The sequence below is a fragment of the Pseudomonas sp. AC211 genome, assembly GCF_979258055.1.
The window spans coordinates 3,758,156-3,781,562 of sequence record NZ_OZ409830.1 but is presented as its reverse complement, the minus strand read 5'-3'; the positions used below and the strand labels follow the sequence as shown (position 1 = coordinate 3,781,562).

20 protein-coding genes and 1 pseudogene are annotated in these 23,407 nt (G+C 60.4%); 17 read left to right on the top strand and 4 right to left on the bottom strand.

Annotated features, from left to right (window positions below; genetic code table 11):
- The first annotated feature begins 4 nt into the window (after window positions 1–4).
- From hscB to ACZZZP_RS17830, 15 genes are all read left to right on the top strand, one after another.
- The gene (gene hscB, locus ACZZZP_RS17900; RefSeq protein ID WP_463383633.1) at window positions 5–526 is read left to right on the top strand and encodes a co-chaperone HscB; all 522 of its coding nucleotides are present in this window, start codon (window positions 5–7) and stop codon (window positions 524–526) included.
- A gap of 41 nt (window positions 527–567) precedes the next feature.
- A complete protein-coding gene (gene hscA, locus ACZZZP_RS17895; RefSeq protein WP_463383632.1) occupies window positions 568–2,433 on the top strand; it encodes a Fe-S protein assembly chaperone HscA in 1,866 nt (621 codons plus the stop codon).
- Window positions 2,433–2,774 carry an ISC system 2Fe-2S type ferredoxin gene (gene fdx / locus ACZZZP_RS17890; protein WP_122452574.1) on the top strand — a complete coding sequence of 114 codons (342 nt, stop codon included), beginning with the start codon at window positions 2,433–2,435 and terminating at the stop codon, window positions 2,772–2,774. The genes hscA and fdx overlap by 1 nt, the downstream gene beginning before the upstream one ends.
- Window positions 2,775–2,788: 14 nt before the next feature.
- A complete protein-coding gene (gene iscX, locus ACZZZP_RS17885; protein WP_122494102.1) occupies window positions 2,789–2,989 on the top strand; it encodes a Fe-S cluster assembly protein IscX in 201 nt (66 codons plus the stop codon).
- A gap of 114 nt (window positions 2,990–3,103) precedes the next feature.
- Window positions 3,104–3,535 (top strand): nucleoside-diphosphate kinase, encoded by a 432-nt coding sequence (ndk, locus tag ACZZZP_RS17880; protein WP_108095966.1) that lies wholly within the window; start codon window positions 3,104–3,106, stop codon window positions 3,533–3,535.
- A gap of 25 nt (window positions 3,536–3,560) precedes the next feature.
- The gene (gene rlmN / locus ACZZZP_RS17875; protein WP_122452576.1) at window positions 3,561–4,709 is read left to right on the top strand and encodes a dual-specificity RNA methyltransferase RlmN; all 1,149 of its coding nucleotides are present in this window, start codon (window positions 3,561–3,563) and stop codon (window positions 4,707–4,709) included.
- 12 nt (window positions 4,710–4,721) lie between these two features.
- Window positions 4,722–5,477 carry a type IV pilus biogenesis/stability protein PilW gene (pilW, locus tag ACZZZP_RS17870; RefSeq protein WP_463383631.1) on the top strand — a complete coding sequence of 252 codons (756 nt, stop codon included), beginning with the start codon at window positions 4,722–4,724 and terminating at the stop codon, window positions 5,475–5,477.
- Entirely contained in the window at window positions 5,477–6,505 is a 1,029-nt protein-coding gene (locus ACZZZP_RS17865) for a helix-turn-helix domain-containing protein (protein ID WP_463383630.1), read from the top strand. Before pilW ends, ACZZZP_RS17865 begins: the two co-directional genes overlap by 1 nt.
- 2 nt (window positions 6,506–6,507) lie before the next feature.
- Entirely contained in the window at window positions 6,508–7,620 is a 1,113-nt protein-coding gene (gene ispG / locus ACZZZP_RS17860) for a flavodoxin-dependent (E)-4-hydroxy-3-methylbut-2-enyl-diphosphate synthase (RefSeq protein WP_463383629.1), read from the top strand.
- A gap of 24 nt (window positions 7,621–7,644) precedes the next feature.
- Complete coding sequence (gene hisS, locus ACZZZP_RS17855; protein WP_463383628.1) at window positions 7,645–8,934, top strand: histidine--tRNA ligase; 1,290 nt, start codon at window positions 7,645–7,647, stop codon at window positions 8,932–8,934.
- A gap of 69 nt (window positions 8,935–9,003) precedes the next feature.
- Window positions 9,004–9,645 (top strand): YfgM family protein, encoded by a 642-nt coding sequence (locus ACZZZP_RS17850; protein ID WP_463383627.1) that lies wholly within the window; start codon window positions 9,004–9,006, stop codon window positions 9,643–9,645.
- Window positions 9,638–10,789, top strand: coding sequence for an outer membrane protein assembly factor BamB (gene bamB / locus ACZZZP_RS17845; protein ID WP_122494096.1), 1,152 nt, complete (start codon window positions 9,638–9,640; stop codon window positions 10,787–10,789). The genes ACZZZP_RS17850 and bamB overlap by 8 nt, the downstream gene beginning before the upstream one ends.
- A 125-nt stretch (window positions 10,790–10,914) precedes the next feature.
- Window positions 10,915–12,387, top strand: coding sequence for a ribosome biogenesis GTPase Der (der, locus tag ACZZZP_RS17840; protein WP_122494095.1), 1,473 nt, complete (start codon window positions 10,915–10,917; stop codon window positions 12,385–12,387).
- A gap of 307 nt (window positions 12,388–12,694) precedes the next feature.
- Window positions 12,695–13,843, top strand: coding sequence for a pyridoxal phosphate-dependent aminotransferase (locus ACZZZP_RS17835; RefSeq protein WP_463383626.1), 1,149 nt, complete (start codon window positions 12,695–12,697; stop codon window positions 13,841–13,843).
- The gene (locus tag ACZZZP_RS17830; protein ID WP_122494093.1) at window positions 13,831–14,637 is read left to right on the top strand and encodes an amidohydrolase; all 807 of its coding nucleotides are present in this window, start codon (window positions 13,831–13,833) and stop codon (window positions 14,635–14,637) included. Before ACZZZP_RS17835 ends, ACZZZP_RS17830 begins: the two co-directional genes overlap by 13 nt.
- 20 nt (window positions 14,638–14,657) lie before the next feature.
- Here the strand turns inward: ACZZZP_RS17830 and ACZZZP_RS17825 are convergent, their stop codons facing one another.
- Both ACZZZP_RS17825 and ACZZZP_RS17820 read right to left on the bottom strand, forming a co-directional pair.
- On the bottom strand, window positions 14,658–16,349 hold the full coding sequence (locus ACZZZP_RS17825; RefSeq protein ID WP_463383625.1) for a filamentous hemagglutinin N-terminal domain-containing protein: 1,692 nt from the start codon (window positions 16,347–16,349) through the stop codon (window positions 14,658–14,660).
- 190 nt (window positions 16,350–16,539) lie between these two features.
- Window positions 16,540–19,132 (bottom strand): annotated as a pseudogene (locus tag ACZZZP_RS17820) (glycosyltransferase).
- A 380-nt stretch (window positions 19,133–19,512) separates the two neighbouring features.
- Here ACZZZP_RS17820 and tcdA point away from each other — a divergent pair.
- Window positions 19,513–20,337, top strand: a complete 825-nt coding sequence (gene tcdA, locus ACZZZP_RS17815; RefSeq protein WP_463383624.1) for a tRNA cyclic N6-threonylcarbamoyladenosine(37) synthase TcdA — start codon at window positions 19,513–19,515, stop codon at window positions 20,335–20,337.
- A gap of 175 nt (window positions 20,338–20,512) precedes the next feature.
- Entirely contained in the window at window positions 20,513–21,682 is a 1,170-nt protein-coding gene (locus ACZZZP_RS17810; RefSeq protein WP_463383623.1) for an alpha/beta hydrolase, read from the top strand.
- Here the strand turns inward: ACZZZP_RS17810 and ACZZZP_RS17805 are convergent.
- Entirely contained in the window at window positions 21,666–22,082 is a 417-nt protein-coding gene (locus tag ACZZZP_RS17805) for a SufE family protein (RefSeq protein WP_463383622.1), read from the bottom strand. The genes ACZZZP_RS17810 and ACZZZP_RS17805 overlap by 17 nt on opposite strands.
- Window positions 22,079–23,284, bottom strand: coding sequence for an aminotransferase class V-fold PLP-dependent enzyme (locus tag ACZZZP_RS17800; RefSeq protein ID WP_463383621.1), 1,206 nt, complete (start codon window positions 23,282–23,284; stop codon window positions 22,079–22,081). Before ACZZZP_RS17800 ends, ACZZZP_RS17805 begins: the two co-directional genes overlap by 4 nt.
- Window positions 23,285–23,407 lie beyond the last annotated feature (123 nt).

The following is a 23,407-nucleotide window of genomic DNA, read 5'->3' as shown; positions in this document are numbered from 1 at the left end:
GGCTGTGGGCACCCCTTGTCACTTTGCATTGTTTGACCTGCAACCCAGCTTCCGTCTGGATCTTGAGCAGCTGGCTACGCGGTATCGCGAGCTGGCGCGTAGCGTGCACCCCGACCGCTTCGCCGACGCCTCTGAGCGTGAGCAGCGGTTGGCGCTGGAGCATTCGGCGAGCCTAAACGACGCCTACCAGACGCTGAGAAACGCGCCAAAACGGGCGCGTTATCTGCTGGCGTTGCGTGGCCACGAGCTGCCGCTGGAAGTCACCGTGCAGGATCCCGAGTTCCTCATGCAGCAAATGCAATGGCGCGAGGAACTTGAAGACCTGCTAGACAGCGCCGACCTGGCCGGTGTCGCCACATTCAAACGTCGCTTGAAGGCTGCTCAGGATGAGCTCAGCGACCGTTTTGCCGCCTGTTGGGATGAGACTGCGCGCATAGACGAGGCCGAGCGCCTGGTTCGCCGCATGCAGTTCCTCGACAAGCTCAGCTACGAAGTGCGCCAGTTGGAAGAGCGCCTCGACGATTAATTCCGCGCCGCCCAGGCGGCGCGCCTGATGCGCAGACAAGCATGGCATTACTGCAGATCGCTGAACCCGGGCAAAGCCCGCAACCGCATCAACGGCGTTTGGCCGTTGGTATCGACCTGGGCACCACCAACTCGCTGGTAGCGGCGTTGCGCAGTGGCGTTTCGGCGCCCATCGCCGACGCCGATGGCGAGGTCATCCTGCCGTCCGCCGTGCGTTATCACAGCGATCACGTTGAGGTCGGGGGCGCTGCCAAAGCCGCCGCCGCGAGTGACCCGTTCAATACCGTGCTGTCGGTCAAACGCCTTATGGGGCGTGGCCTGGCTGACGTGAAGCAGCTCGGTGAACAGCTGCCTTACCGTTTTGTTAGCGGCGAATCGCACATGCCATTTATCGAAACGGTGCAGGGCGCTAAAAGCCCCGTGGAAGTGTCTGCCGAAATCCTAAAAGTGCTGCGTGTGCGTGCCGAAGCTGCTTTGGGCGGCGACCTTGTCGGCGCAGTCATTACGGTTCCCGCCTATTTCGACGACGCGCAGCGTCAAGCCACCAAGGACGCCGCCCGCCTGGCCGGCCTTAACGTGCTGCGCCTGCTCAACGAGCCGACGGCCGCCGCCGTGGCATATGGGTTGGATCAGAACGCTGAAGGCGTAGTTGCCATTTATGACCTGGGTGGTGGCACCTTCGATATCTCGATTCTGCGCCTGACTGGCGGCGTGTTCGAAGTGCTCGCCACCGGCGGCGATACCGCGCTGGGCGGCGACGATTTCGACCATGCCATTGCTGGCTGGATTGTTGAGCAGGCGGGTATTTCCACCGACATCGCCCCCGGTGAGCAGCGCGGTTTGTTGCAGGCCGCTTGTGCTGCCAAAGAAGCGCTGACCGACGCCGATTCTGTGGGCGTCAGCTTCGGCGACTGGAGCGGTGAGCTGTCGCGCGCCCATTTCGATAGCCTTATCGAGCCCATGTTGCAGCGCAGCCTCAAAGCCTGCCGCCGCGCCGTGCGAGACGCAAACATCGAAGTGGATGAAGTCAAAGCCGTGGTCATGGTTGGTGGCTCAACTCGCGTTCCGCGTGTGCGTACCGTGGTAGGCGAGCTGTTTGGCCGCACGCCGCTAACCGACATCGACCCAGATCAAGTGGTGGCCATTGGTGCCGCGATCCAGGCCGATACCCTGGCAGGCAACAAACGCAATGGCGAAGAGCTGCTGTTGCTAGACGTCATTCCGCTGTCCCTGGGGCTGGAAACCATGGGCGGCTTGATGGAGAAAGTCATTCCGCGCAACACCACGATTCCGGTTGCCCGCGCGCAAGACTTCACCACCTATAAAGACGGCCAGACGGCCATGATGATTCACGTGCTGCAAGGCGAGCGCGAGCTGATCAGCGACTGCCGCTCCCTGGCACGCTTTGAGCTGCGCGGCATTCCCGCCATGGTGGCCGGCGCGGCGAAAATTCGCGTGACCTTTCAGGTGGATGCCGATGGCCTGCTCAGTGTTGCCGCACGCGAATTGGCGTCCGGCGTTGAAGCCAGCATCCAGGTGAAGCCGTCTTACGGGCTCACCGACGGCGAAATCGCCCGCATGCTTCAGGACTCGTTCCAGAACGCCGGCGATGACAAGGTCGCCCGCGTGTTGCGCGAGCAGCAAGTGGATGCGCAGCGTTTGATTGAGGCCGTTCAAGCCGCGCTGGAAGCGGACGGCGAGCGGTTGCTCGACGCCGAAGAGCGCATGGTCATCGACCTGCAGATGCAGGAACTGAGTGAATTGATGAAAGGCTCGGATGGTTATGCCATCGAGCAGCAGACCAAGCGCCTGTCGCAGGTCACCGACGCCTTTGCTGCCCGCCGTCTGGACTCGACGGTGAAAGCCGCGCTGGCAGGGCGCAATCTGAATGAAATTGAGGACAACTGATGCCGCAGGTTATTTTTCTGCCCCACCCGAAATTTTGCCCTGAAGGCATGGTTGTCGAGGCTGAACCGGGCACTTCCATTTTGGATTTGGCGCACGAGCACCATATTGAAATGGAAAGCGCCTGCGGCGGCGTCTGCGCCTGCACGACCTGCCATTGCATCGTGCGCGAAGGGTTCGATTCCCTGGAAGAGGCGGACGAGCTCGAGGAGGACTTTCTCGACCGTGCCTGGGGCCTTGAGGCTCAGTCGCGTCTGGCGTGTCAGGCGATTGTTGGTACCGAAGACATCACCGTCGAAATTCCGAAATACTCGCTCAATCACGCCGCCGAAGCGCCGCATTGATTCAAGGAAGTGTCATGAGTCTGAAGTGGACTGATGTTCTGGAAATCGCCATTCAACTGGCTGACAGCAAGCCCGACGTGGATCCGCGCTACGTCAACTTCGTCGACCTGCAACGTTGGGTCGCTGCATTGCCTGAGTTCAACGACGATCCGCAACGTGGCGGTGAGAAAGTATTAGAGGCCATTCAGGCGGCGTGGATCGAAGAAGCCGACTGATTTCGCCTCAGTTGGCGCACCACAGCTGGGCGCCAGCCCTACGCATTTAACAGGAACCCGCGTATAATTCGCGGGTTTAATTTTTGGCTTAACTCTCAGTTTCTGGAGCTTCACATGGCTGTTCAACGCACTTTCTCCATCATCAAGCCCGACGCCGTTGCTAAAAACGTAATCGGCGAAATCGTTACCCGTTTCGAAAAAGCCGGCCTGCGCGTCGTTGCTTCGAAAATGAAACAACTGTCCAAAGCTGAAGCTGAAGGCTTCTACGCTGAGCACAGCGCTCGTGGCTTCTTCGGCGAGCTGGTTGCTTTCATGATCTCCGGTCCGGTTGTTGTTCAGGTTCTGGAAGGCGAAGACGCCATCGCCAAAAACCGCGAACTGATGGGCGCTACCAACCCTAAAGAAGCTGCCGCCGGCACCATCCGCGCTGACTTCGCCGACTCGATCGACGCCAACGCCGTTCACGGTTCGGACTCCGAAGCCGCTGCTGCTCGCGAAATTTCGTACTTCTTCGCTGCAACCGAAGTAACTGCACGTACTCGCTAATCAGCGAACGGGCGAGGGTGAAGACATGACTGAAGCTACCGGCAAAATTAATCTCCTGGGTCTGACCCAGCCTGAGATGGAACAATTCTTCGACTCTATCGGGGAGAAGCGTTTTCGTGCCGGTCAGGTGATGAAGTGGATTCACCACTTTGGCGTCGATAATTTCGCCGCCATGACCAATGTCGGCAAGGTCTTGCGCGAAAAGCTCGAGGCCCGTGCCGAGATTCGTGGGCCGGAGGTGGTGAGTGAAGACATCTCCACCGACGGCACCCGCAAATGGGTCGTGCGTGTGGCCTCTGGCAGCTGTGTCGAGACCGTATACATTCCCCAAGGCAGTCGCGGCACCCTCTGCGTTTCCTCGCAGGCCGGTTGCGCGCTGGACTGCAGTTTCTGCTCCACCGGTAAACAAGGTTTCAACAGCGATCTGACGGCGGCCGAAATCATCGGCCAGGTGTGGATCGCCAACAAATCGTTCGGCAGTGTGCCGGCGAAAATTGATCGCGCCATCACCAACGTGGTGATGATGGGCATGGGCGAACCGCTGTTGAACTTCGACAACGTGGTCGCCGCCATGCACCTGATGATGGACGACCTCGGCTATGGCATCTCCAAGCGCAAGGTGACGTTGTCCACCTCGGGCGTGGTGCCGATGATCGACAAGCTCGGCGAAGTCATCGACGTGTCCCTGGCCCTGTCGCTGCACGCGCCCAACGATGCGCTGCGCAACACACTCGTGCCGATCAACAAGAAGTATCCTCTGGCCATGCTCCTCGCCGCGTGCAAACGCTACGTGGCGCGCCTCGGCGAAAAGCGTGTATTGACCATCGAGTACACCTTGCTCAAAGACGTCAACGACCGCACCGAACACGCTGAGGAGATGATCGAGTTGCTCAAGGACATTCCTTGCAAGATCAACTTGATCCCGTTCAACCCTTTCCCCCATTCCGGTTACGAGCGGCCCAGCAACAACAGTATTCGCCGCTTCCAAGACCTGCTGTATAAAGCAGGGCACAACGTCACCGTGCGCACCACGCGCGGCGAAGACATTGATGCTGCTTGCGGGCAACTGGTTGGCCAGGTTATGGATCGCACCCGCCGTAGCGAGCGCTACATTGCCGTGCGCCAACTGAGCAACGAGGCTGACGCTCCACGTACCGCTGCAAACCGAACCTAAGGTAGGACACCTATGACATTGCGCACTGCGCTGCTGCTTCTGTTCACTGGCTTACTGTTTGGCTGTGTCTCGACGGGTCAGGTCGACCCGATGAAAACCGACAAAGGGCGTGACGAAGCGCGTGATGCGTACATTCAACTGGGCATCGGCTACCTCAATCAGGGCAACACCGAACAGGCCAAAGTGCCGTTGAAAAAGGCCTTGGAGCTTGACCCAAGCAATGCCGACGCCAATGGCGCGCTCGCCATCCTGTTCCAAACCGAAATGGAACCGGAACTGGCCGATGAGCATTTTCGTAAAGCCATCTCCAGCCGTCCGGATCCGCGCTTTCTGAATAACTACGGGGCATTCCTGTACGAGCAAGGCCGTTACCAGGAAGCTAAAGACCGCTATCTCGAAGCGGTAAAAGACAACATGTACCCGGAGCGCTCGCGGGTGTTCCAGAACCTTGGCCTGGTGTCTTTGAAACTCAAAGATCGCGCCCAGGCCAAACAATACTTCGAACGCTCGATTCGTCTGAACAAACGTCAGGCGCGCCCGCATTTGGAGTTGGCCAAGCTGGCCTATGAAGACAAGGAATACGTGCCTGCGCGCAAGTATTACGACGCCTTCAGCAAGATCACCGAACAAAATGCTGAAAGCCTGCTGCTTGGCGCTCGACTGGCCAAGATTTTCGATGACCGCGACAAAGCGGCGACGCTTGGCCTGCAGCTCAAACGTCTCTATCCCGGTACGCCGGAATACAAGCAATACATGTCGGAGCAATGATGAAAGCGGTGCATCCAGAAGCTCTAGCGGTCCCTCGCAGTAACCCCGGCGAGACGCTGCGTAAAGCCCGCGAAAACCGGAACTGGTCGCTGGCCGACGTGGCCGGTCAGCTCAATCTGACCACCCAACGCCTTACTCAATTGGAAGCCGGACAGTTCGATCAACTGCCAGGCCACACGTTCGCGCGCGGCTATGTGCGTGCCTACGCCAAACTGCTGGGCATGGATCAAACCCTGATCGTTCAGGAGTTCGACCAATACACCGGCACCGATGCCACCGGCAGCAGCGTGCATGGCCTCGGCCGTATCGAAGAGCCCATGCGCCTTTCGCAAAACTTGCTTCGTATCGTGTGCCTGCTGCTGTTGCTGGCCATGGTGGCGGGTGGTTTCTTCTGGTGGCAGGACCAATCCGCTGGGCGCACCACTGAAACAGGCGGTATCAGCCTGGGCCATGTTGAAGTCGATGGCGCCGATGGTAAAACCGAAATTCATCCATTGGACGAGCCGGAAGATCAGGCGGTGGTCGACGCCGAAGGCGCTGAAGAAGCCGTGCCGGCCGAAGTGTCGCCTGAAGTGGCGATGCAGCCGGAAGCACCTGTCGCTCAAGCCCCGGTTACAACGCCCCCAGCCACAACCGCGCCAGGCGCAACGGCTCCGTCCGTAGCGAGCCCTGCACCGGCCGCTCCCGCTTCCGCGCCGTCACTTACACAAGCGCCCGCCGCACCGACTGCGCCTGCTGGCCAGACACCTCAGGCCGCACCCGCCGCGCCGGTAGTGGCCGCTGCTGGCGAAGGCGTTGTGGCGTTGGACTTCAGCGCCAACTGCTGGATCCAGCTCACCGATGGCAACGGCAAAGTTGTGGTCAGCGGTTTGAAACGCGCCGGTGAAAAGCTCGAAGTCTCCGGCAAAGCGCCGCTTGAACTGCGCCTGGGTTATGCCCGCGGCGCGCAAGTGCGCTTCAACGGTCAGGCCGTTGACGTAGCGCCGTTCACCAGTGGCGAAACCGCCCGTATCAAGTTGGGACAATAACCATGCACGCCGAATCGCCAATCATCCGTCGCGTCTCGCGCAAGATCTGGGTCGGTTCCGTACCGGTCGGCGGCGACGCGCCGATTGCCGTACAGAGCATGACCAACACCGATACCTGCGACGTTGCCGCCACGGTCGATCAAATCCGTCGTTTGGAAGAAGCCGGCGCCGACATCGTGCGCGTCTCCGTACCGGACATGGACGCTGCCGAAGCCTTCGGCAAAATCAAATTGCAGAGCAATGTGCCGCTGGTGGCCGACATCCACTTCGACTACAAAATCGCCCTGCGCGTGGCTGAGCTTGGCGTCGATTGCCTGCGTATCAACCCAGGCAATATCGGTCGCGAAGACCGCGTTAAAGCCGTGGTCGAAGCCGCACGCGACCGTGGCATTCCAATCCGCATCGGCGTGAACGCCGGCTCGCTGGAAAAAGACCTGCAAAAGAAATACGGCGAACCGACCCCTGAAGCGCTGGTGGAGTCGGCCCTGCGCCACGTCGAGCACCTCGACCGCCTGAATTTCCCCGACTTCAAAGTCAGCGTCAAAGCGTCCGACGTATTCATGGCCGTGGCGGCGTATCGCCTGCTGGCCAAGCAAATCGAGCAACCGCTGCACCTGGGCATCACCGAGGCTGGCGGCTTGCGTTCGGGCACGGTGAAGTCGGCTGTGGGCCTGGGCATGCTGCTTGCCGATGGAATTGGCGATACCATCCGCATCTCGCTGGCGGCAGACCCGGTGGAAGAGGTGAAAGTCGGGTACGACATCCTCAAATCCCTGCGCTTGCGCTCGCGTGGCATCAACTTTATTGCGTGTCCAAGCTGCTCTCGCCAGAACTTCGACGTGGTGAAAACCATGAACGAGCTGGAAGGGCGGTTGGAAGACTTGCTGGTTCCGCTGGACGTGGCCGTAATCGGCTGTATCGTCAACGGTCCTGGCGAGGCCAAGGAAGCCCATATCGGCCTCACTGGCGGTACGCCGAATAACCTGGTGTACATCGACGGCAAGCCCGCTTCAAAGCTGACTAACGAAAATCTGGTGGATCAGCTTGAACAGATGATTCGCCAGAAAGCGGCCGAAAAGGTCGAAGCCGACGCGGCGCTCATCGCCCGCGGCTAATAAGAAGAACTCTAAGGATTCTGTGTGAGTAAGTCCCTGCAAGCCATTCGTGGCATGAACGACATCCTTCCGGAGCAAACCCCGCTCTGGCGCTACTTCGAAAACAGCGTCGCTGGTTTGCTCGACGGCTATGGCTATCGCCAAATCCGCATGCCCATCGTCGAAGCGACCGAGCTGTTCAAACGCTCCATCGGCGAAGTAACCGACATCGTCGAAAAAGAGATGTACACCTTCGACGACCGCAACGGCGATTCCCTGACCCTACGCCCGGAAGGCACCGCCAGCTGCGTTCGTGCCGTGCTTGAACACGGTATTTCCGGCGGTGGCCAGGTGCAGAAACTCTGGTACATCGGTCCGATGTTTCGCCATGAGCGTCCGCAAAAAGGGCGCTATCGCCAGTTTCACCAAATCGGCGTGGAAGTATTCAATCTCGACGGTCCGGACATCGACGCCGAATTGATCATCCTGACGTGGCGTCTGTGGGGCCTTCTCGGCATTCGCGATGCAGTCAAACTTGAGCTCAACAGCCTGGGCACCAGCGAAGCACGTGCCACTTACCGTGATGCGCTGGTGAACTACCTGTCGGCGCGTGTCGAGCAGCTCGATGAAGACAGCAAGCGTCGGCTGCACAGCAACCCGCTGCGCGTGCTCGACAGCAAAGTGCCGGAAACCCAGGCGCTGCTGGTCGATGCGCCGAAACTAGCCGATTACCTCGACGAGGCCTCGCGCCTGCACTTCGAAGGCTTGAAGTCGCGTTTGGACGCCGCCGGCATTCCGTACGTGCTCAATAGCAAACTGGTACGCGGCCTCGACTACTACAGCAAAACCGTATTCGAATGGGTTACCGACAAACTCGGCGCGCAGGGCACCGTGTGTGCCGGTGGCCGCTACGATGGTCTGGTCGAGCAAATGGGCGGCAAGCCTACCGCCGGCGTGGGTTTCGCCATGGGCATTGAGCGTCTGATTCTGCTGCTCGAAACCCTGGAAAAAGTACCAGAAGAAATTGCGCGCCAAGTGGACGTGTACTTCTGTGCATTTGGCGACACGGCCGAACTGGCCGGGCTGCAACTGGCCGAGCGTCTGCGTGATCAGATTCCGGGCCTGCGCCTGGTTGTTAACGCCGGCGCTGGTAGTTTCAAAAGCCAGCTCAAGAAAGCAGACAAGAGCGGCGCGTTGTTCGCCGTGGTGCTGGGCGAAGATGAACTGGCTCAGCAAGTGGTAGGTTTCAAACCGCTCCGTGGTCAGGGCGAACAAGAAAATATTGCCTGGGATGCTCTGGCCGAGCACCTGGTAACCCGCTTGCAACAGGCGTGACAGCGGGTTCAAAACACAACCGGTGTGAACACCAGGTTTGAGCATTCAGCAGGTTTAAGGAGCATTGGCGTGTCGAGTACCGAAGACGAACAACTGGCGGACATCAAGGACTGGTGGAACCGCAACGGCAAACCCCTGCTGACCGGCGGCGTGCTCGCCCTGGCAGTCGTGGCGGGCTGGAATTACTGGCACAAGTACCAGACCAGCCAGGCGCAAAACGCCTCGATGCTTTATCAGCAGCTGCTGGAAACGACCTTTGATCCAGCCGGTAAGCCCGATGTCGCCAAAGTGGCCGAGCTGTCCAACAAGCTCAAAAACGATTACGCAGGCACCTATTACGCCCAGTACGCCAGTCTGTTCGCCGCAAAAATCGCGGTGGATGCCGGCAAGCTAGACGATGCTGCAGCAGAGCTGAAAACCGTGGTCGACAAGCCTGTTGATGCCACTATTCAGGAACTCGCACGTCAGCGTCTGGCCCGTGTTCTGGCTGCTCAGAACAAAGCTGAAGAGGGTCTCAAGCTGCTTGATGGCGATGCGGAAAAAGCGTTCGTCGCCAGCCGCGAAGAGCTTAAAGGCGACCTGCTGGTCAAAGTCGGCCGTGCCGACGATGCCCGTGGCGCTTATGAAAAGGCCAAGGCAGCCCTGTCCGATGAAGCGGCAGTGGGTGGCTTGCAAATGAAGCTCGACGATCTGGCCAAAGGGGATGCGTGAAGTGATGCGCTGGAAATATGCCGCACTGCTGGCCCTGGCCGTTCTTGCCACGGGTTGCAGCAGCACTAGCAAGAAAGAACTGCCACCAGCCGAGCTGCCTGACTTCACCGAAGAAGTTGAGCTGAAAAAAGAATGGAGCCGCTCGATTGGCGATGGCCAGGGCGACACCTTCAACATGCTGGTTCCCGCCATTGATGGCGACACCATCTTCGCCGCTGACGTAAACGGCGAAGTCATGGCCATTAATCGTTTCTCCGGCGACAAGCTGTGGGAAACCGACCTCGACCTGCCGGTATCGGGTGCCGTTGGCGCCGGTAGCGGTCTGGTATTGGTCGGCACCCTGAAAGGCGAAGTGGTTGCCCTGGACGGTGCGACCGGCGAAGAAAAATGGCGCGCCAAGGTCACCAGCGAAGTGCTGGCACCGCCGGCCACCAACGGTGATGTGGTCGTGGTGCAAACCCAGGACGACCGCATCATTGGCCTGGAAGCCAGCAGCGGCGCTCAGCGCTGGATCTACGAAAGCACCCCAGCGGTGCTGACCCTGCGTGGCACCGGCGCCCCTGTCGTCAACGACCGTTTGGCCTTCGCCGGCCTGTCGACCGGCAAGGTGATTGCTCTCGACACCCAGCGCGGCTTGCCTGCATGGGAACAGCGCGTTGCCGTGCCACAAGGTCGCTCCGAGCTGGACCGCGTGGTCGATATCGACGGCGGCTTGCTGCTCTCGGGCAACACCCTGTACGCAGTGACCTACAACGGTCGCGTCGCCGGTCTGGATGCGAGCAATGGCCGCATCATCTGGCAGCGCGAAGCGTCGAGTAACGTCGGCCTGGCCGAGAGCATCGGCAGCGTTTACCTCTGCCTGGCCAATGGCACCGTGGAAAGCGTCGATGAGCGTTCCGCTTCGGCGCTGTGGAGCAATGAATCCTTGGCGCGCCGTGAGTTGTCGGCGCCGGAAGTGTTCTCCAGCTACATTGCCTTTGGCGACTTCGAAGGCTATTTGCACTTGGTCAGCCAAGTAGACGGTCGTTTTGTCGGGCGTACGCGCATCGACAGCGACGGTCTGCGTGCTCGACCATTGGTGGTCGCCGACTGGCTGTACGCCTTCGGTAACAGCGGTGAGTTGGTTGCGCTGACCATCAAGTAGGTGGGGCTCAGCGGGCGGCTCCCACTATGGAGCAACCCGTTGGCTAACCTACGCTTCATGAGTCCGGCCGCTGCCGTTCGACGGTAGCGGCCTTTGTGTTTTCTGCAATTGAGTGGAGGGGCCGCATGGTTCCCGTAATCGCCCTGGTGGGCCGTCCTAACGTCGGCAAGTCCACCTTATTTAACCGCCTGACCAGAAGTCGCGACGCCATCGTCGGCGACCTGGCTGGTCTGACCCGTGATCGCCAGTACGGTGAAGCCAAATGGCAAGGGCGAACCTACATCCTGATCGACACCGGCGGTATCTCCGGTGACGAGCACGGCATGGACGAAAAAATGGCCGAGCAGTCGCTGCTGGCCATTGAAGAAGCTGACGTGGTGCTGTTCCTCGTGGACTCGCGCGCAGGCTTCACCGCCGCCGACCAGATGATTGGCGAGCACCTGCGCAAGCGCAACAAGACCTCCTACGTGGTCGCCAACAAAGTCGACAACATCGACCCCGACCTGGCGCGCGCCGAGTTCGCCCCGCTGGGCATGGGCGATGCGATTCCAATCGCCGGCGCCCATGGCCGCGGTATTGCGCAGATGATGGAAATTGCCTTGGGCAGCTTTCCAAAAGATGACGCCGAAGAGCCGGAAGAAGGCGAAGAGGAAGTGGTTGCCGAAGGTCAGGAAGCCAAGCGCATTCCGGGCCCGAGCGAAAAAGACGGCATCAAGATCGCCATCATCGGCCGACCTAACGTCGGCAAGTCGACGCTGGTGAACCGCATGCTCGGCGAAGACCGGGTCATCGTCTACGACCAGCCCGGCACCACCCGCGACAGCATCTACATTCCCTTCGAGCGTAACGAAGAGAAGTACACCCTGATCGACACGGCCGGTGTGCGCAAACGCGGCAAGATCCACGAAGAGGTGGAGAAGTTCTCCGTCGTTAAAACCCTGCAAGCGATCAAAGACGCCAACGTCGTGATCTTTGTAATGGATGCCCGCGAAGGCGTGGTCGATCACGACCTGAACTTGCTGGGTTTCGCCTTGGAATCGGGCCGTGCTCTGGTGATCGCACTGAACAAGTGGGACGGCATGGAGCCGAGCGAGCGCGACTACGTTAAAACCGAGTTGCAGCGTCGTCTGTTCTTCGTCGACTTCGCCGACATCCACTTCATTTCCGCGCTGCACGGCACGGGCGTGGGCAACCTCTACCAGTCGGTGCAGAACGCCTTCAAATCCGCTGTTACGCGCTGGCCCACCAGCCGTCTGACGCAGATTCTCGAAGATGCCGTAAGCGAGCACGCTCCACCCATGGTTGGCAGCCGTCGAATTAAATTGCGCTACGCCCACTTGGGCGGCGCCAACCCGCCGCTGATCGTGATTCACGGTAACCAAGTGGAAGCGGTGCCGAAGTCATACGTTCGGTACCTGGAAAATACCTACCGCCGCGTTTTGAAGCTGGTCGGCACGCCGATTCGCATCGAATTCAAAGGCGGCGAGAACCCGTACGAGGGTAAGAAAAACACCCTGACGGATCGCCAGGTAAACAAGAAACGCCGCCTTATGTCGCACCACAAGAAGGCCGATAAAAAGCGCCGCGACAAGAAGTGATGGGTTCGGCTTCGATCGGCTGCGCGTCGGCATTGCTAGCGCTGGACTTGTGGCGCTGCGCAAGTCGGTAGATCAAAAGCATCGCGGCTGAAGCCGCTCCTACAAAAGGCCCGCCGTTGAGGTTTCTATAGGAGCGGCTTCCGCCGCGATCCCTGCAAACGGCGAGCTCAAGCAGTGGCCGCAAAAACGGTTATAGCGATAGACGAAAGGGCACCCTCGGGTGCCCTTTTTTCGTGTCCGACCGATCCGTTATCCTCGCCCGTCATGGCCGCAACAGAGCCATCAATGCTCACACCAGGAAGACGTGATGATCACCAGCAAGTTGCCCAACATCGGCACCACCATTTTTACTCGCATGTCTCAGTTGGCTAACGAGGTCGGTGCGCTGAATCTGTCCCAGGGCTTCCCGGACTTTGATGGTCCGCAGGCACTTCTGGATGCAGTTGCCCGCCATGTTCACAGTGGGCATAACCAGTACGCGCCGATGACGGGCCTGCCCGCTTTGCGTGAGCAGGTGGCGGCAAAGATCGCCGCTTGCTACAGCCGTAACGTCAGTGCCGACAGCGAAATCACGATTACTCCTGGCGCGACCCAGGCGATTTTTTGTGCGATTCAGACGCTGATTCGCCCGGGCGATGAGGTGATTGTTTTTGACCCGAGCTACGACAGCTATGAGCCGTCGGTTGATCTGGCCGGTGGGCGCTGCGTCCATATCCCGCTCAGCCAACCTGACTTCGGCATTGACTGGCAGCGTCTGGCTGACGCCATAACGCTGCGCACCCGTTTGATCATCCTCAACAGCCCGCACAACCCGAGCGGCGCGCTGCTTACTCGGGCCGATCTGGATCAACTGGCTGAGCTGATTCGCAACCGCGACATCTACCTGATCAGTGACGAGGTGTACGAACACCTGGTGTTCGATGGCCGCACTCATGACAGCGTGCTCGCCCATGACGAGTTGTACGAGCGCGCGTTTGTGGTCAGCTCCTTCGGCAAGAGCTACCACGTCACCGGCTGGAAAACCGGCTATGTGGTGGCCCCGCCAGCATTAAGCGCTGAGCTGCGCAAAGTGCATCAGTACGTCAGCTTCTGTGGCGTCACCCCGTTGCAGTGGGGGTTGGCCGATTTTATGGCGGCCAACCCGCAGCACGTGAACGAGCTGCCGGCGTTCTACCAAGCCAAGCGCGATTTATTCTGCGATCGCCTGCAATCCTCTAAATTTCGTTTCACCCGCACGGCCGGAACCTTCTTCCAACTGGCTGACTACTCGGCCATTCGCGACGACCTGGATGACGTCGCCATGGCTGAATGGCTCACCCGCGAGCACCGCGTTGCGGTCATTCCAATTTCAGTGTTCTACCAAGAACCGCCGCAGGGCTTACGGTTAGTGCGGTTCTGCTTTGCCAAACGTGAAGAAACCCTTATTCAAGCCGCGGAGCAGCTATGTCGGATTTAACCAGCGGACGCGACATCACCAGTCTCCCTGACCTCAAGCTGGCCCTGGTGCAAACCACGCTGGCCTGGCACGACCCAGCGGCTAACTTTGCCCATTTCGAGGCGTTGCTTGAGCAAGCCCGCGGCGCGCATTTGGTGGTGTTACCGGAAATGTTCACCACCGGTTTTTCCATGGACTCCGCTACCTTGGCCGAGCCGGAGGAGGGCACCACGTACGCCTGGCTTCGCCAGCAGGCCAAACGCCTGGATGCGGTGATCACCGGCAGCGTGATCATTCAGGCCGCCGACGGCAGCCACCGCAATCGCCTGTTATGGGCGCGCCCGGATGGCGAGATTTTGCATTACGACAAGCGCCATCTGTTCCGTATGGCCGGCGAGCACAAGCACTACAGCCCGGGCGAGCGCCAGGTGCAGATGGAGCTGCACGGCTGGCGGATTCGACCGCTGATTTGCTACGACTTGCGTTTTCCCGTGTGGAGTCGCGACCCCCATAACACCGACCTGCTGCTCTACACCGCGAACTGGCCGGCTGCGCGCCGTCTCCATTGGAATCGGCTGCTACCGGCGCGTGCGATTGAAAACCTTTGCTTCGTCGCCGCCGTGAACCGTATCGGCAACGACGGTAAAGGCCATCCCTACAGCGGCGACAGCCAAGTGCTCGACTTTCAGGGCGAGCCACTGCTGGAGGCGAACGCCGGCGACGGCGTGTTCAGTGTTGTGCTCAAAGCGGCTGACCTGGCCGCTTATCGCACGCGCTTCCCGGCGCATCTGGATGCTGACGCCTTCACGCTTTAACCCGTCGACTAGCAGCGGCGTTAGAAGCGAAGCAGGCCGGCCTGGGGCAGGATTTCATTGTTCTCCATCAGCATCCCGCCTTCAGTGTTCAACTCTGAAAGCCGACCTTTGATGTTCAGTGACTCAAGCCCATGGATGATTGAGTCACGGCGGTTGTGAACGATGTCGGCGGTGATGCTGACTTGTAGGCCATCGATAGTTGAGTCCTGGTCGTTCGTCGCCCCGTTGCCGGCATCGATAACAAGCTTGCCGCCGCTGCTGATCATCGATTCAGTGCGGTTGTAAAAGTCGCCGGCGGAGGTGAGCGTAAGGTCTTCCCACGTCGTCAGGATTGCCACGTGCTCGTTTATAAACGACTGACCACTGCTCATGGTCAGGGCACCTGTGCTGAAAATCATGCCGGTGTTGGTCAAATTGCCCTTGGCAGTGACTGATGTCGTTCCGCCAGAGACGATCTGCGCCGCAGTTGTCACGCTCGTTCCAGCGTTTAACTCGATATTGCCTGACGAGGCGAGGGTCGAATCGGCTTCGCTGCGCAGGCTGCTCTTGGCGTCGATACGAATATCACCGAGCGAGGCGAGGCGCGCGCCGCTGTCGAGCTGGAATGTGTAGGCGGTTGCGCCTATTTGTCCTGCGGCAGTTATGTGGGTCGCATTGACGAGATAAAGATCGGCGTTCATCGACACGTCACCGGCGGCCGATACGGGGTTGTGCAGGTAAATGCTTTCTTCTGATGCAAGTTGAATGTTGCCGCCGGCAAACAGGCCAGGCCGTTCGGCGAAGGATTGAGGCGGCTGGACGTTGCCGGTTGCCTTTACGATCTCGATGTCGCCACTGGATCGTATGACGATGTCGCCGTTCGCATGGATCGGTCCGGCGTGGCGCACGCCAGGGCCTTCTTCGGTGCTGATCAGTGAGATGTGACCACCGTACATGGCGCCGGCGGCGGAGCCATCAATCGCGATCTCTGGCCGGCCTTGGTCCGCTTTCGCACCTTTGCTGATGCTGCGGTTGAGCACATTGTATTGGTTGGAGCCGGCGATGAGCTGAACGTCTGCAGTGGCGTTCGGTGCGCCGATGCTTCCACTCAAAACAATGGCGCGGGCGATCACGTCGAAATAGCTGAGGCCGCTCGTATCGACGCCGCCCGCGTTTATCACCACCCTGTTGCCATTGGCGGCGACGCTCAGCTTAAGTCCATCGGCGCCGTTCGGGACTGCCGTAGTGGCCACGAAGCCTCTGACGTTCAGGGTCGTTACGCCGTTGAGCGTAAGGCCATTGGGGTTGGCAATAATGAGGTCGGCGCGAGGGCCGAATACTTCAAGAATGCCTTCCATGTTGCTGGGCAGCAGGCCCGTTACTTCGCCGAGAATCAAGGTGGCGTTCGTGCTCAGGTTTGGGTTGGCGGGCAGTGTTCCGGCCAGCTGACTTTGCCCTTGCTCCGTGCTGTTGTTGAAAACGACGCCGGGTTTCTTAACGTCAAAATGCTCGAATCGATTGTGGGAAATGCCGTGGCTGTTCGGCGCGACAATGTTTATGACTGGCACTCCTGGCGTGGAGACAGGGAGAGCTGCGCGGCTGGTAATCACGATTTCGGCCGGGGCCAGGCTTGAAAAACAGGCTGCTAGTGCGAGTACCGAATAAAGCGGAAGGGCGCGGCGTGGAAGTAACCGCGATGATGAGTGGTGCTTTTCGTTGAGTGAGGATTTCAAAACGCTGTTCCCTATTTGATTAATAGAGACACAGGCTAGCCCCCCTGGATTTTGCTAATGCAGCACGGCTCGCTGCGAGCCGTAGGTAGTCTCTTTCTTGCGCCAGGTTTTGGTGTAAGAAAACTGTACTTGGATCTTCACCACCAAGAAAAAGGGCAGCCCATGGGCTGCCCTTTTCTCAACACCTTCATCATTCTGCCAATGCCACTTCCGGTGTTTCCGGTGGCTTGGGCAGTGACGACAGCAACGCCATGATCAGCGCCGCGAGGTACGGCAAGGACTGCACCAGCAACATCGCTACCCAGAACTTCACGTCGTTGCTTGGGAAGCCCTGAACGATGCCGATGCCCACCGCAGCGCCCCACAGCAGCAGCATGATGAAGACTTCCTCACGCGCTTCGGCCATGGCCACCATAAAGCCGTGGCTGGAGCGCATTTTCGGCGTGCGGAAGAACGGGATGCTGGTGGTGAAGAAGCCGTACAGCACCGCCTTGGCGATGGTGTGCGACAACGCCAAGCCAGCCAGCGCCGCGCCAGAACGCATCCTTCAAGTTAACGCCAACCGCGCGCTGATAGAGGAACACGATCTTGCCGAATTTGAAGAAGAACAGCGCCAGTGGCGGAATAGCGAAAATCAGCAACGGCGGGTCGACCCGCTGCGGCACGATGATCATCGCCGCCGACCACAACAGGGCGCCTGCGGTGAAGAAGATGTTCAAACCGTCGGCAACCCAAGGCAGCCAGCCGGCTACGAAGTGGTAACGCTGACCGCGTTTGAGCTCGGTTTCTTTACCGCGGAACAGCTGGCGAGCGTGGCCTTTCATAATCTGAATGGCGCCATAGGCCCAACGGAAGCGCTGCTTTTTGTAGTCGATAAAGGTATCGGGCATCAGGCCCTTGCCGAAGCTGTCGTACGCATACGCAGCGGAATAACCTTTTTCGAATACGCGCAGGCCCAGCTCGGCGTCTTCGCAAATGGTCCAGTCGGCCCACTTCAGTTCGTCCATTACGGTGCGACGAATCATGGTCATGGTGCCGTGCTGAATGATCGCGTCGCGGTCGTTGCGGGTCACCATGCCGATGTGGAAGAAGCCTTTGTACTCGGCGTAGCAGAGCTTTTTGAAGGCGCTGCCGTCCTGGTCGCGGTAGTCCTGCGGCGATTGCACCACGGCGATTTTCGGATCGGCGAAGTGCGGCACCATGTGCTTGAGCCAGTTCGGGTCGACGCAGTAGTCCGAGTCGATTACCGCCACCACTTCTGCATCCGGCGCGGTGTGCGGCAGGATGTAGTTCAGCGCGCCACCTTTGAAGCCATGCAGCGGCGCCACGTGGAAGAAACGGAAGCGCGGGCCGAGCTCTTCGCAGTAGGCCTGCACTGGTTCCCATACGGCCGGATCTTTGGTGTTGTTGTCGATGATCAACACTTCAAAGTCGGGGTAATCCAGGGCAGCGAGGGCGTCGAGGGTTTGTTTCACCATCTCCGGCGGCTCGTTGTAGCACGGCACGTGAATCGACACTTTCGGCCGGTAGGTGCTGTCGCCGCTCACGGGAATAAACGGACGGCGGCGCTTGTGCACCCACACCGCCTCGGCCAGTTCGTGCGCTTCGGTAAGCAGCACGATAAACACGCCGATGGCACCGACGCCCAGCAACAGGCCGACCGTGAGGCTGAACCAGGTGCTGTATTGCTGGCTGTAGTCGTAGCCGATCCACACCAATACCGAACCGCCGGCGAATGCCACGAAGGTTAGGAAGGTGCGACCGCGTTGGCGCAGGGCGCTGCCGTCAATCAGCAGCAAGGCCAGGGCCAGCATCGCCAGGACCACCGAGCCGATGGCCAATACGCGCCACTGCGGAATGGCGACAACCGGGCCTTCGAAGGCGAACTTCTGTTGGCGCGCGGCGTTGAACACGCCCCAGTACGCGCCTACGGAACCCTCGTCGCTGGCCTTCCACGGTTGGTCGAAGGCTTCGATCACGAAGTAGTTGTAGCCCTTGGCGTTCAGCGTGTTGACCAAGGTGCGCAGGTAAATGGCCTGGTCCGCCTGGGTGGCGTCGGCACCGCCGCGCATACGGCCGTTGCTCGGCCAGCCGACTTCCGAAAGCAGCAGTGGTTTTTTCGGGAAGATACGTTTCAAGTCGCGCGCGCGGTCGAGCACGAACTGCGTGGAGTCTTCCATGGGAATGAATTCCCAGTACGGCAGGATGTGCGCAGCTACCAGGTCGGTGTGGTTTGCCAACTGGGGATATTTTTCCCAGATGTGCCACTGCTCCGAGGTCGTCACGGGCACTTTCACCTGCGCGCGAACGCGGTCGATGAAGCTCATCAATTGCTTGGGCGTTACTTCGCGGCGGAACAGCGCCTCGTTACCCACCACCACGCGAACGACGCTGCGTGAGGAGTTGGCGATTTCAATACCACGGGCGATTTCGCGCTCGTTGCGCTCCTCGTCCGGGCTGATCCAGATGCCCAAGGTGACGCGCAAACCGAACTCTTCGGCGAGCTTGGGAATGTCGCCCAAGGTGCCGTCCACCGAATAGGTGCGCACGTTGTCGGTGTGCTTGCTGAGAAGACTGAGGTCTTCACGCATTTGCTCGTCGGTGGGGTATTGATCTTTCTGCGGGTTCTGGTCGAGCCGGAACGGCGAGAAGGAAAAACCGGAGATTTGTTCAGGCCAATCCGGCGCACTGACCGGACGGTTATACAGTGCCCAGATACCGGTGAAGAGCGCGGCGATTGCCACGAATACCACCAGGTTGAGTCCAAATTTACGCGATGACATAGACGTTTCAGGTTCCAAAGGGTGGAACGGAGAGGTGCCGGCGAGCGCCGGTCGGCGCGCATCCTACTCCGGCGATAAATGGCTGTATAGCTCAGCTCATTTACCCGGTTTTATCGCCCGCAAACCTTGGTCAGCGCCGTCTGGCATTAGTTCGCCATCAGCCAGACCGCGCGGGATCCATCGGTGTGCAGTACCGGTGGCAGTTAAGCATAAGCAGGCATCGCTGCGCACGCGCCAGGCCATACTCAAACGTGCGCGAGGGCACGTGCTGAAGCAGGCGTTTCACCGTCGGTACTTGGGCCTGGCGAGCGCGCTCCCTATAATGCGCGCCGATTTGCCGGCTGCTCGCGCTGAGCGCATGCCGTTATAGAGGTGCTGTGATGAGTACAGATGAACAACGCTTTGGCGGCATCGCCCGCTTATATGGTCGCGACGGTTTGGCACGCCTGGCCGCCGCTCATGTGGCCGTGGTCGGCATCGGTGGCGTTGGCTCATGGACGGCCGAAGCGCTAGCGCGCAGTGGCGTTGGCGAAATTTCGCTGTTCGACCTGGACGACGTCTGCGTCAGCAACACCAACCGGCAAATCCATGCGCTTCAGGGCGCGATTGGCCAGTCCAAGGTCGAGGTTATGGCTGAGCGCATTCGCGCCATCAACCCCGCTTGCGTGGTGCACGCAGTCAGCGACTTCGTCACGCGCGAGACCATGGCCCAATACATCACCGTGCAACTGGACTGCGTGATCGACTGCATCGACAGCGTCAACGCCAAGGCCGCGCTCATTGCCTGGTGCAAGCGCCGCAAGATTCAAATCATCACCACCGGAGGCGCGGGCGGGCAGATTGACCCGTTGTTGATTCAGGTTGGCGATCTGAACAAAACCGTCAACGACCCGCTGGCCTCCAGCGTGCGTTCGGCGCTGCGTCGCGATTATGGTTTTTCCCGCACGCAGGGCCGTCATTACAGCGTGCCTTGCGTGTATTCGCGCGAGCAGCTGCGCTACCCGAAACCCGACGGCAGCATTTGCCTGGAGAAAAAGTTTGTCGGCGACGGCGTGAAGCTCGACTGCGCCGGCGGTTTTGGCGCGGTGATGATGGTGACCGCCACCTTTGGCATGGTGGCGGCGGCCAAGGCGGTGGATAAGTTGGTGGCCGGGGTCCGTCGGCCTTCGGAGCGGATGCCGGGTGACGGCGATGCTTTGAGTTGAGGTGTTGCTGGCGGTTTGGCGCGTTTCCTGTGGGGGCCAATCGCGGCTGAAGCCGCTCCCACAGGTTGTTCGTGCTTGTGTACCCAGAAACTTACCGAGTTGTGACGTGCTTTTCACAGCGCATCAGGCACACTGCAAGCGCCTCCGGTTCGCCGGTTTTCTTGCGGATTTCTTCATGTCCTATCGCTCGTTCAAGGCGCGTCGCCTGCCTGTCGCATTGCTGTTGTCCACTGTGCTGCTGGGCGCCTGCGCCAGTAAGCCCAACGATTTGCGTAACCCTCACGAAGCGATTGCCGCCTTTGCGGACAAGTCTTATCAGGCGCCAATTCACGGCCCGGTCCAGGGCTGGGAGGCGCAGTTCACCGTGGCCGAGCAGGCCGTTGATGTCACCTGGCTAGCGCCGGCGCAGGGCGCTGCGCCAGCGCCGTTAGTGGTGTTCTTGCCCGGCCTCGGTGAAGGCGCGGGCGCGGGGCTGCAATGGCGTAAGGCGTGGGCGGAGGCGGGTTATGCCGTGGTGTCGATTCAGGCGCCGCAGGTCGGTCGCGGCATTTATTCCAGCAGTGAGGCGCAGGCCGGCACGTTTCGCGGTATCGCTCAGCGCGCCTATGCCGATGCCGCCTTGAAAGCCCGCCTCAACGCTGTTGCGCAGGTACTCAATCAATTACGCATACGCGGCCAGGGTGGTGACGCGCAGGTGGCGGGTGTCGACTGGAACACGCTGGCCGTCGCCGGCTACGACCTGGGCGCGCAAAGCGCTGCGGCATTGGCAGGCGACAGCATGCTCCCCGATTGGCAGCCCAAAGCGGTGCTGCTGCTAAGCCCCTACGTCGGCCCCGGCGTTGCCGCCGCGCGCGTCGATGTACCGCTGCTGAGCGTGACCGGCCCCCACGATGAGGACCCGTTCAGTTGGGTGGAATCTCCAGAGCGGCGCCAGGCCATTTGGCGAGGCAATCCCAATCCTGGCAGCTATCAGTTGATCGCGAAAAATGCCCAGCATCCCTTGTTCAGCGGTTCGTTGGACGAGTTGCCCGGGCCAGACGATGCCGAGCAAAAACGCCCACCCCGTGACCCTGACCTGGGCGCCGGCGCCGGTGGTCGCGATGGTACCAGCGGTCCGCCCGGTGCCGACGGTGGCGAAACGCCGAAGCGTCGTCCGCGACCCGACACCATGGGCCACGGGCAAGACAGTCAGAACTGGTTTGATGCCCATCAAGTCGCCAACGTACAGGCGGTGAGTACGGCATTTCTCGACGCCACGCTGCGTCATTCGGCCGAAGCCAAAACGTGGCTGGGTACAGAGGCGGCCAAGGCCATCGGCCCGGCCGCGTCTATCGAGGCGCGTTAGCGGTCAGTTCTGCCATGCGCGTGAGCACGGCCTGCAAGCCGTTGCTACGCGAGGGCGAGAGGTGGCGGGCCAGGCCGAGCTGGGTAAACCAGTCGGCCAGGTCGAGCTGTTTCAAGTGCTCCGCTGGCAAGCCGTTAACCCGCACCAGTAACAACGCCAGCAGCCCACGAATCAGGCGGGCATCGCTGCTCGCGCGAAATTGCCAACCCTCGCCCTGCTGCGCGCCCACCAACCACACCTGACTCTCGCAGCCGCTGACCCGAGTGCCCTCGGTGCGCTCCTCGTCAGTCAATGGCGCCAGCTGTTCGCCCCAGCTCATAAGAAGGCGCGCCCGTTGTTCCCAGCTCATGGGTTGGCTGAACGCCGCCAGGGCGGCGTGGGCAGCGCTCGGCAGGTTCATTGCAAAATCTCCAGGGCCTGGTCCAGCGCGGCGAAAAAGCGCTGCAAATCGCTGCTGTCGTTGTACAGGGCTAACGATGCGCGAATCGCGCCCGGCAACCCCAGGCCGCGCAGCAACGGCATCGCACAATGGTGCCCGGCGCGCACGGCGATGCCTTGTTCGGTGAGCAAATGTGCCAGGTCGGCGCTGTGCACGTCTTCCACCACAAAGCTGGCCAGTGCGATGTCCGGCTCGCCTAACAGGCGTACGCCAGCGCGAGCTTTGAGGCCGGCCACCAACTCTTGATGCAGGGCCGTTTCGTGGGCGAGCACCGCATGCGCGTCGAGGCTGGCGAGGTAGTCCAGCGTCGCGCCCAGGGCAATCACAGAGGACACCGCTGGCGTGCCGGCTTCGAACCCGAGCGGGGCCGGGCGGAACTTGGCGGTGTAGTAGTCGGTTTGCAGCAGCATTTCGCCGCCGAACTGCCACGGCAGCACGCGTTCCAAGGCGGCGGCGCGGCCATAGAGCACGCCCACGCCGTCCGGGCCGTAGAGCTTGTGGCTTGAGCACACGTAGAAGTCGCAGTCCAGTTGCTGCACGTCGTGGCGACCGTGAACCACGCCTTGGGCGCCATCAATCACGGTGATGGCGCCATGGGCTTTTGCCAGCGCCAGCAACTCATTCACCGGTTGCCAGGTGCCGAGTACGTTGGACAGTTGGCTCACCGCCAACAAGCGCGTACGCGGGCCGATCAATTGCTGGGCAGCCCCCAGATCAATGCGCCCTTCAGCGGTGATCGGCAACACAATCAACGCCAGGTCGCGACGCTGCGCCAGTTGTTGCCAAGGCAGCAAGTTGGCGTGGTGCTCCAGGGCGCTGATGACTATTTCATCGCCAGAGTGGAAGTGCTCTTCGAGCCCATAAGCCAGCAGGTTCAGCGCTTCGGTGGCGCCGCGGGTAAACACGATTTCCTCACTGCTGGCGGCATTCAACCAACGCGCCGCTGTGCCCCGGGTTGCTTCAAACGCGCGCGTGGCTCGTTCGCCCGGCAAATGCTGGGCACGGTGCACGTTGGCCGCGCCCGCGCTGTAGTAGCCGAGCAGCGCATCGATCACGGCTTGCGGTTTTTGTGAAGTGGCGGCGCTGTCGAGGTAGGTCTGGCCTTCGGCTGCGAGGGCAGCGAGGGCGGGGAAGTCAGAGCGCCAGGGGGATGAGTTCGGCATGGTGTTATCGCTGCGCCGGGATATGGACACCGTCATTCACGCGTAGGCACCGGCCCGACGATTCGTAAATCCAGCATCGCGCGTTGTTCCGCGACCCTGGGTCCCCGCGTGCGCGAGGACGAC

Coding starts and splice junctions, on each gene's coding strand:
- hscA (WP_463383632.1), top strand. CDS start 568: ATGGCATTACTGCAGATCGCTGAACCCGGGCAAAGCCCGCAACCGCAT.
- fdx (WP_122452574.1), top strand. CDS start 2,433: ATGCCGCAGGTTATTTTTCTGCCCCACCCGAAATTTTGCCCTGAAGGC.
- iscX (WP_122494102.1), top strand. CDS start 2,789: ATGAGTCTGAAGTGGACTGATGTTCTGGAAATCGCCATTCAACTGGCT.
- ndk (WP_108095966.1), top strand. CDS start 3,104: ATGGCTGTTCAACGCACTTTCTCCATCATCAAGCCCGACGCCGTTGCT.
- rlmN (WP_122452576.1), top strand. CDS start 3,561: ATGACTGAAGCTACCGGCAAAATTAATCTCCTGGGTCTGACCCAGCCT.
- pilW (WP_463383631.1), top strand. CDS start 4,722: ATGACATTGCGCACTGCGCTGCTGCTTCTGTTCACTGGCTTACTGTTT.
- ACZZZP_RS17865 (WP_463383630.1), top strand. CDS start 5,477: ATGAAAGCGGTGCATCCAGAAGCTCTAGCGGTCCCTCGCAGTAACCCC.
- ispG (WP_463383629.1), top strand. CDS start 6,508: ATGCACGCCGAATCGCCAATCATCCGTCGCGTCTCGCGCAAGATCTGG.
- bamB (WP_122494096.1), top strand. CDS start 9,638: ATGCGTGAAGTGATGCGCTGGAAATATGCCGCACTGCTGGCCCTGGCC.
- der (WP_122494095.1), top strand. CDS start 10,915: ATGGTTCCCGTAATCGCCCTGGTGGGCCGTCCTAACGTCGGCAAGTCC.
- ACZZZP_RS17835 (WP_463383626.1), top strand. CDS start 12,695: ATGATCACCAGCAAGTTGCCCAACATCGGCACCACCATTTTTACTCGC.
- ACZZZP_RS17830 (WP_122494093.1), top strand. CDS start 13,831: ATGTCGGATTTAACCAGCGGACGCGACATCACCAGTCTCCCTGACCTC.
- tcdA (WP_463383624.1), top strand. CDS start 19,513: ATGAGTACAGATGAACAACGCTTTGGCGGCATCGCCCGCTTATATGGT.
- ACZZZP_RS17810 (WP_463383623.1), top strand. CDS start 20,513: ATGTCCTATCGCTCGTTCAAGGCGCGTCGCCTGCCTGTCGCATTGCTG.
- ACZZZP_RS17805 (WP_463383622.1), bottom strand. CDS start 22,082: ATGAACCTGCCGAGCGCTGCCCACGCCGCCCTGGCGGCGTTCAGCCAA.
- ACZZZP_RS17800 (WP_463383621.1), bottom strand. CDS start 23,284: ATGCCGAACTCATCCCCCTGGCGCTCTGACTTCCCCGCCCTCGCTGCC.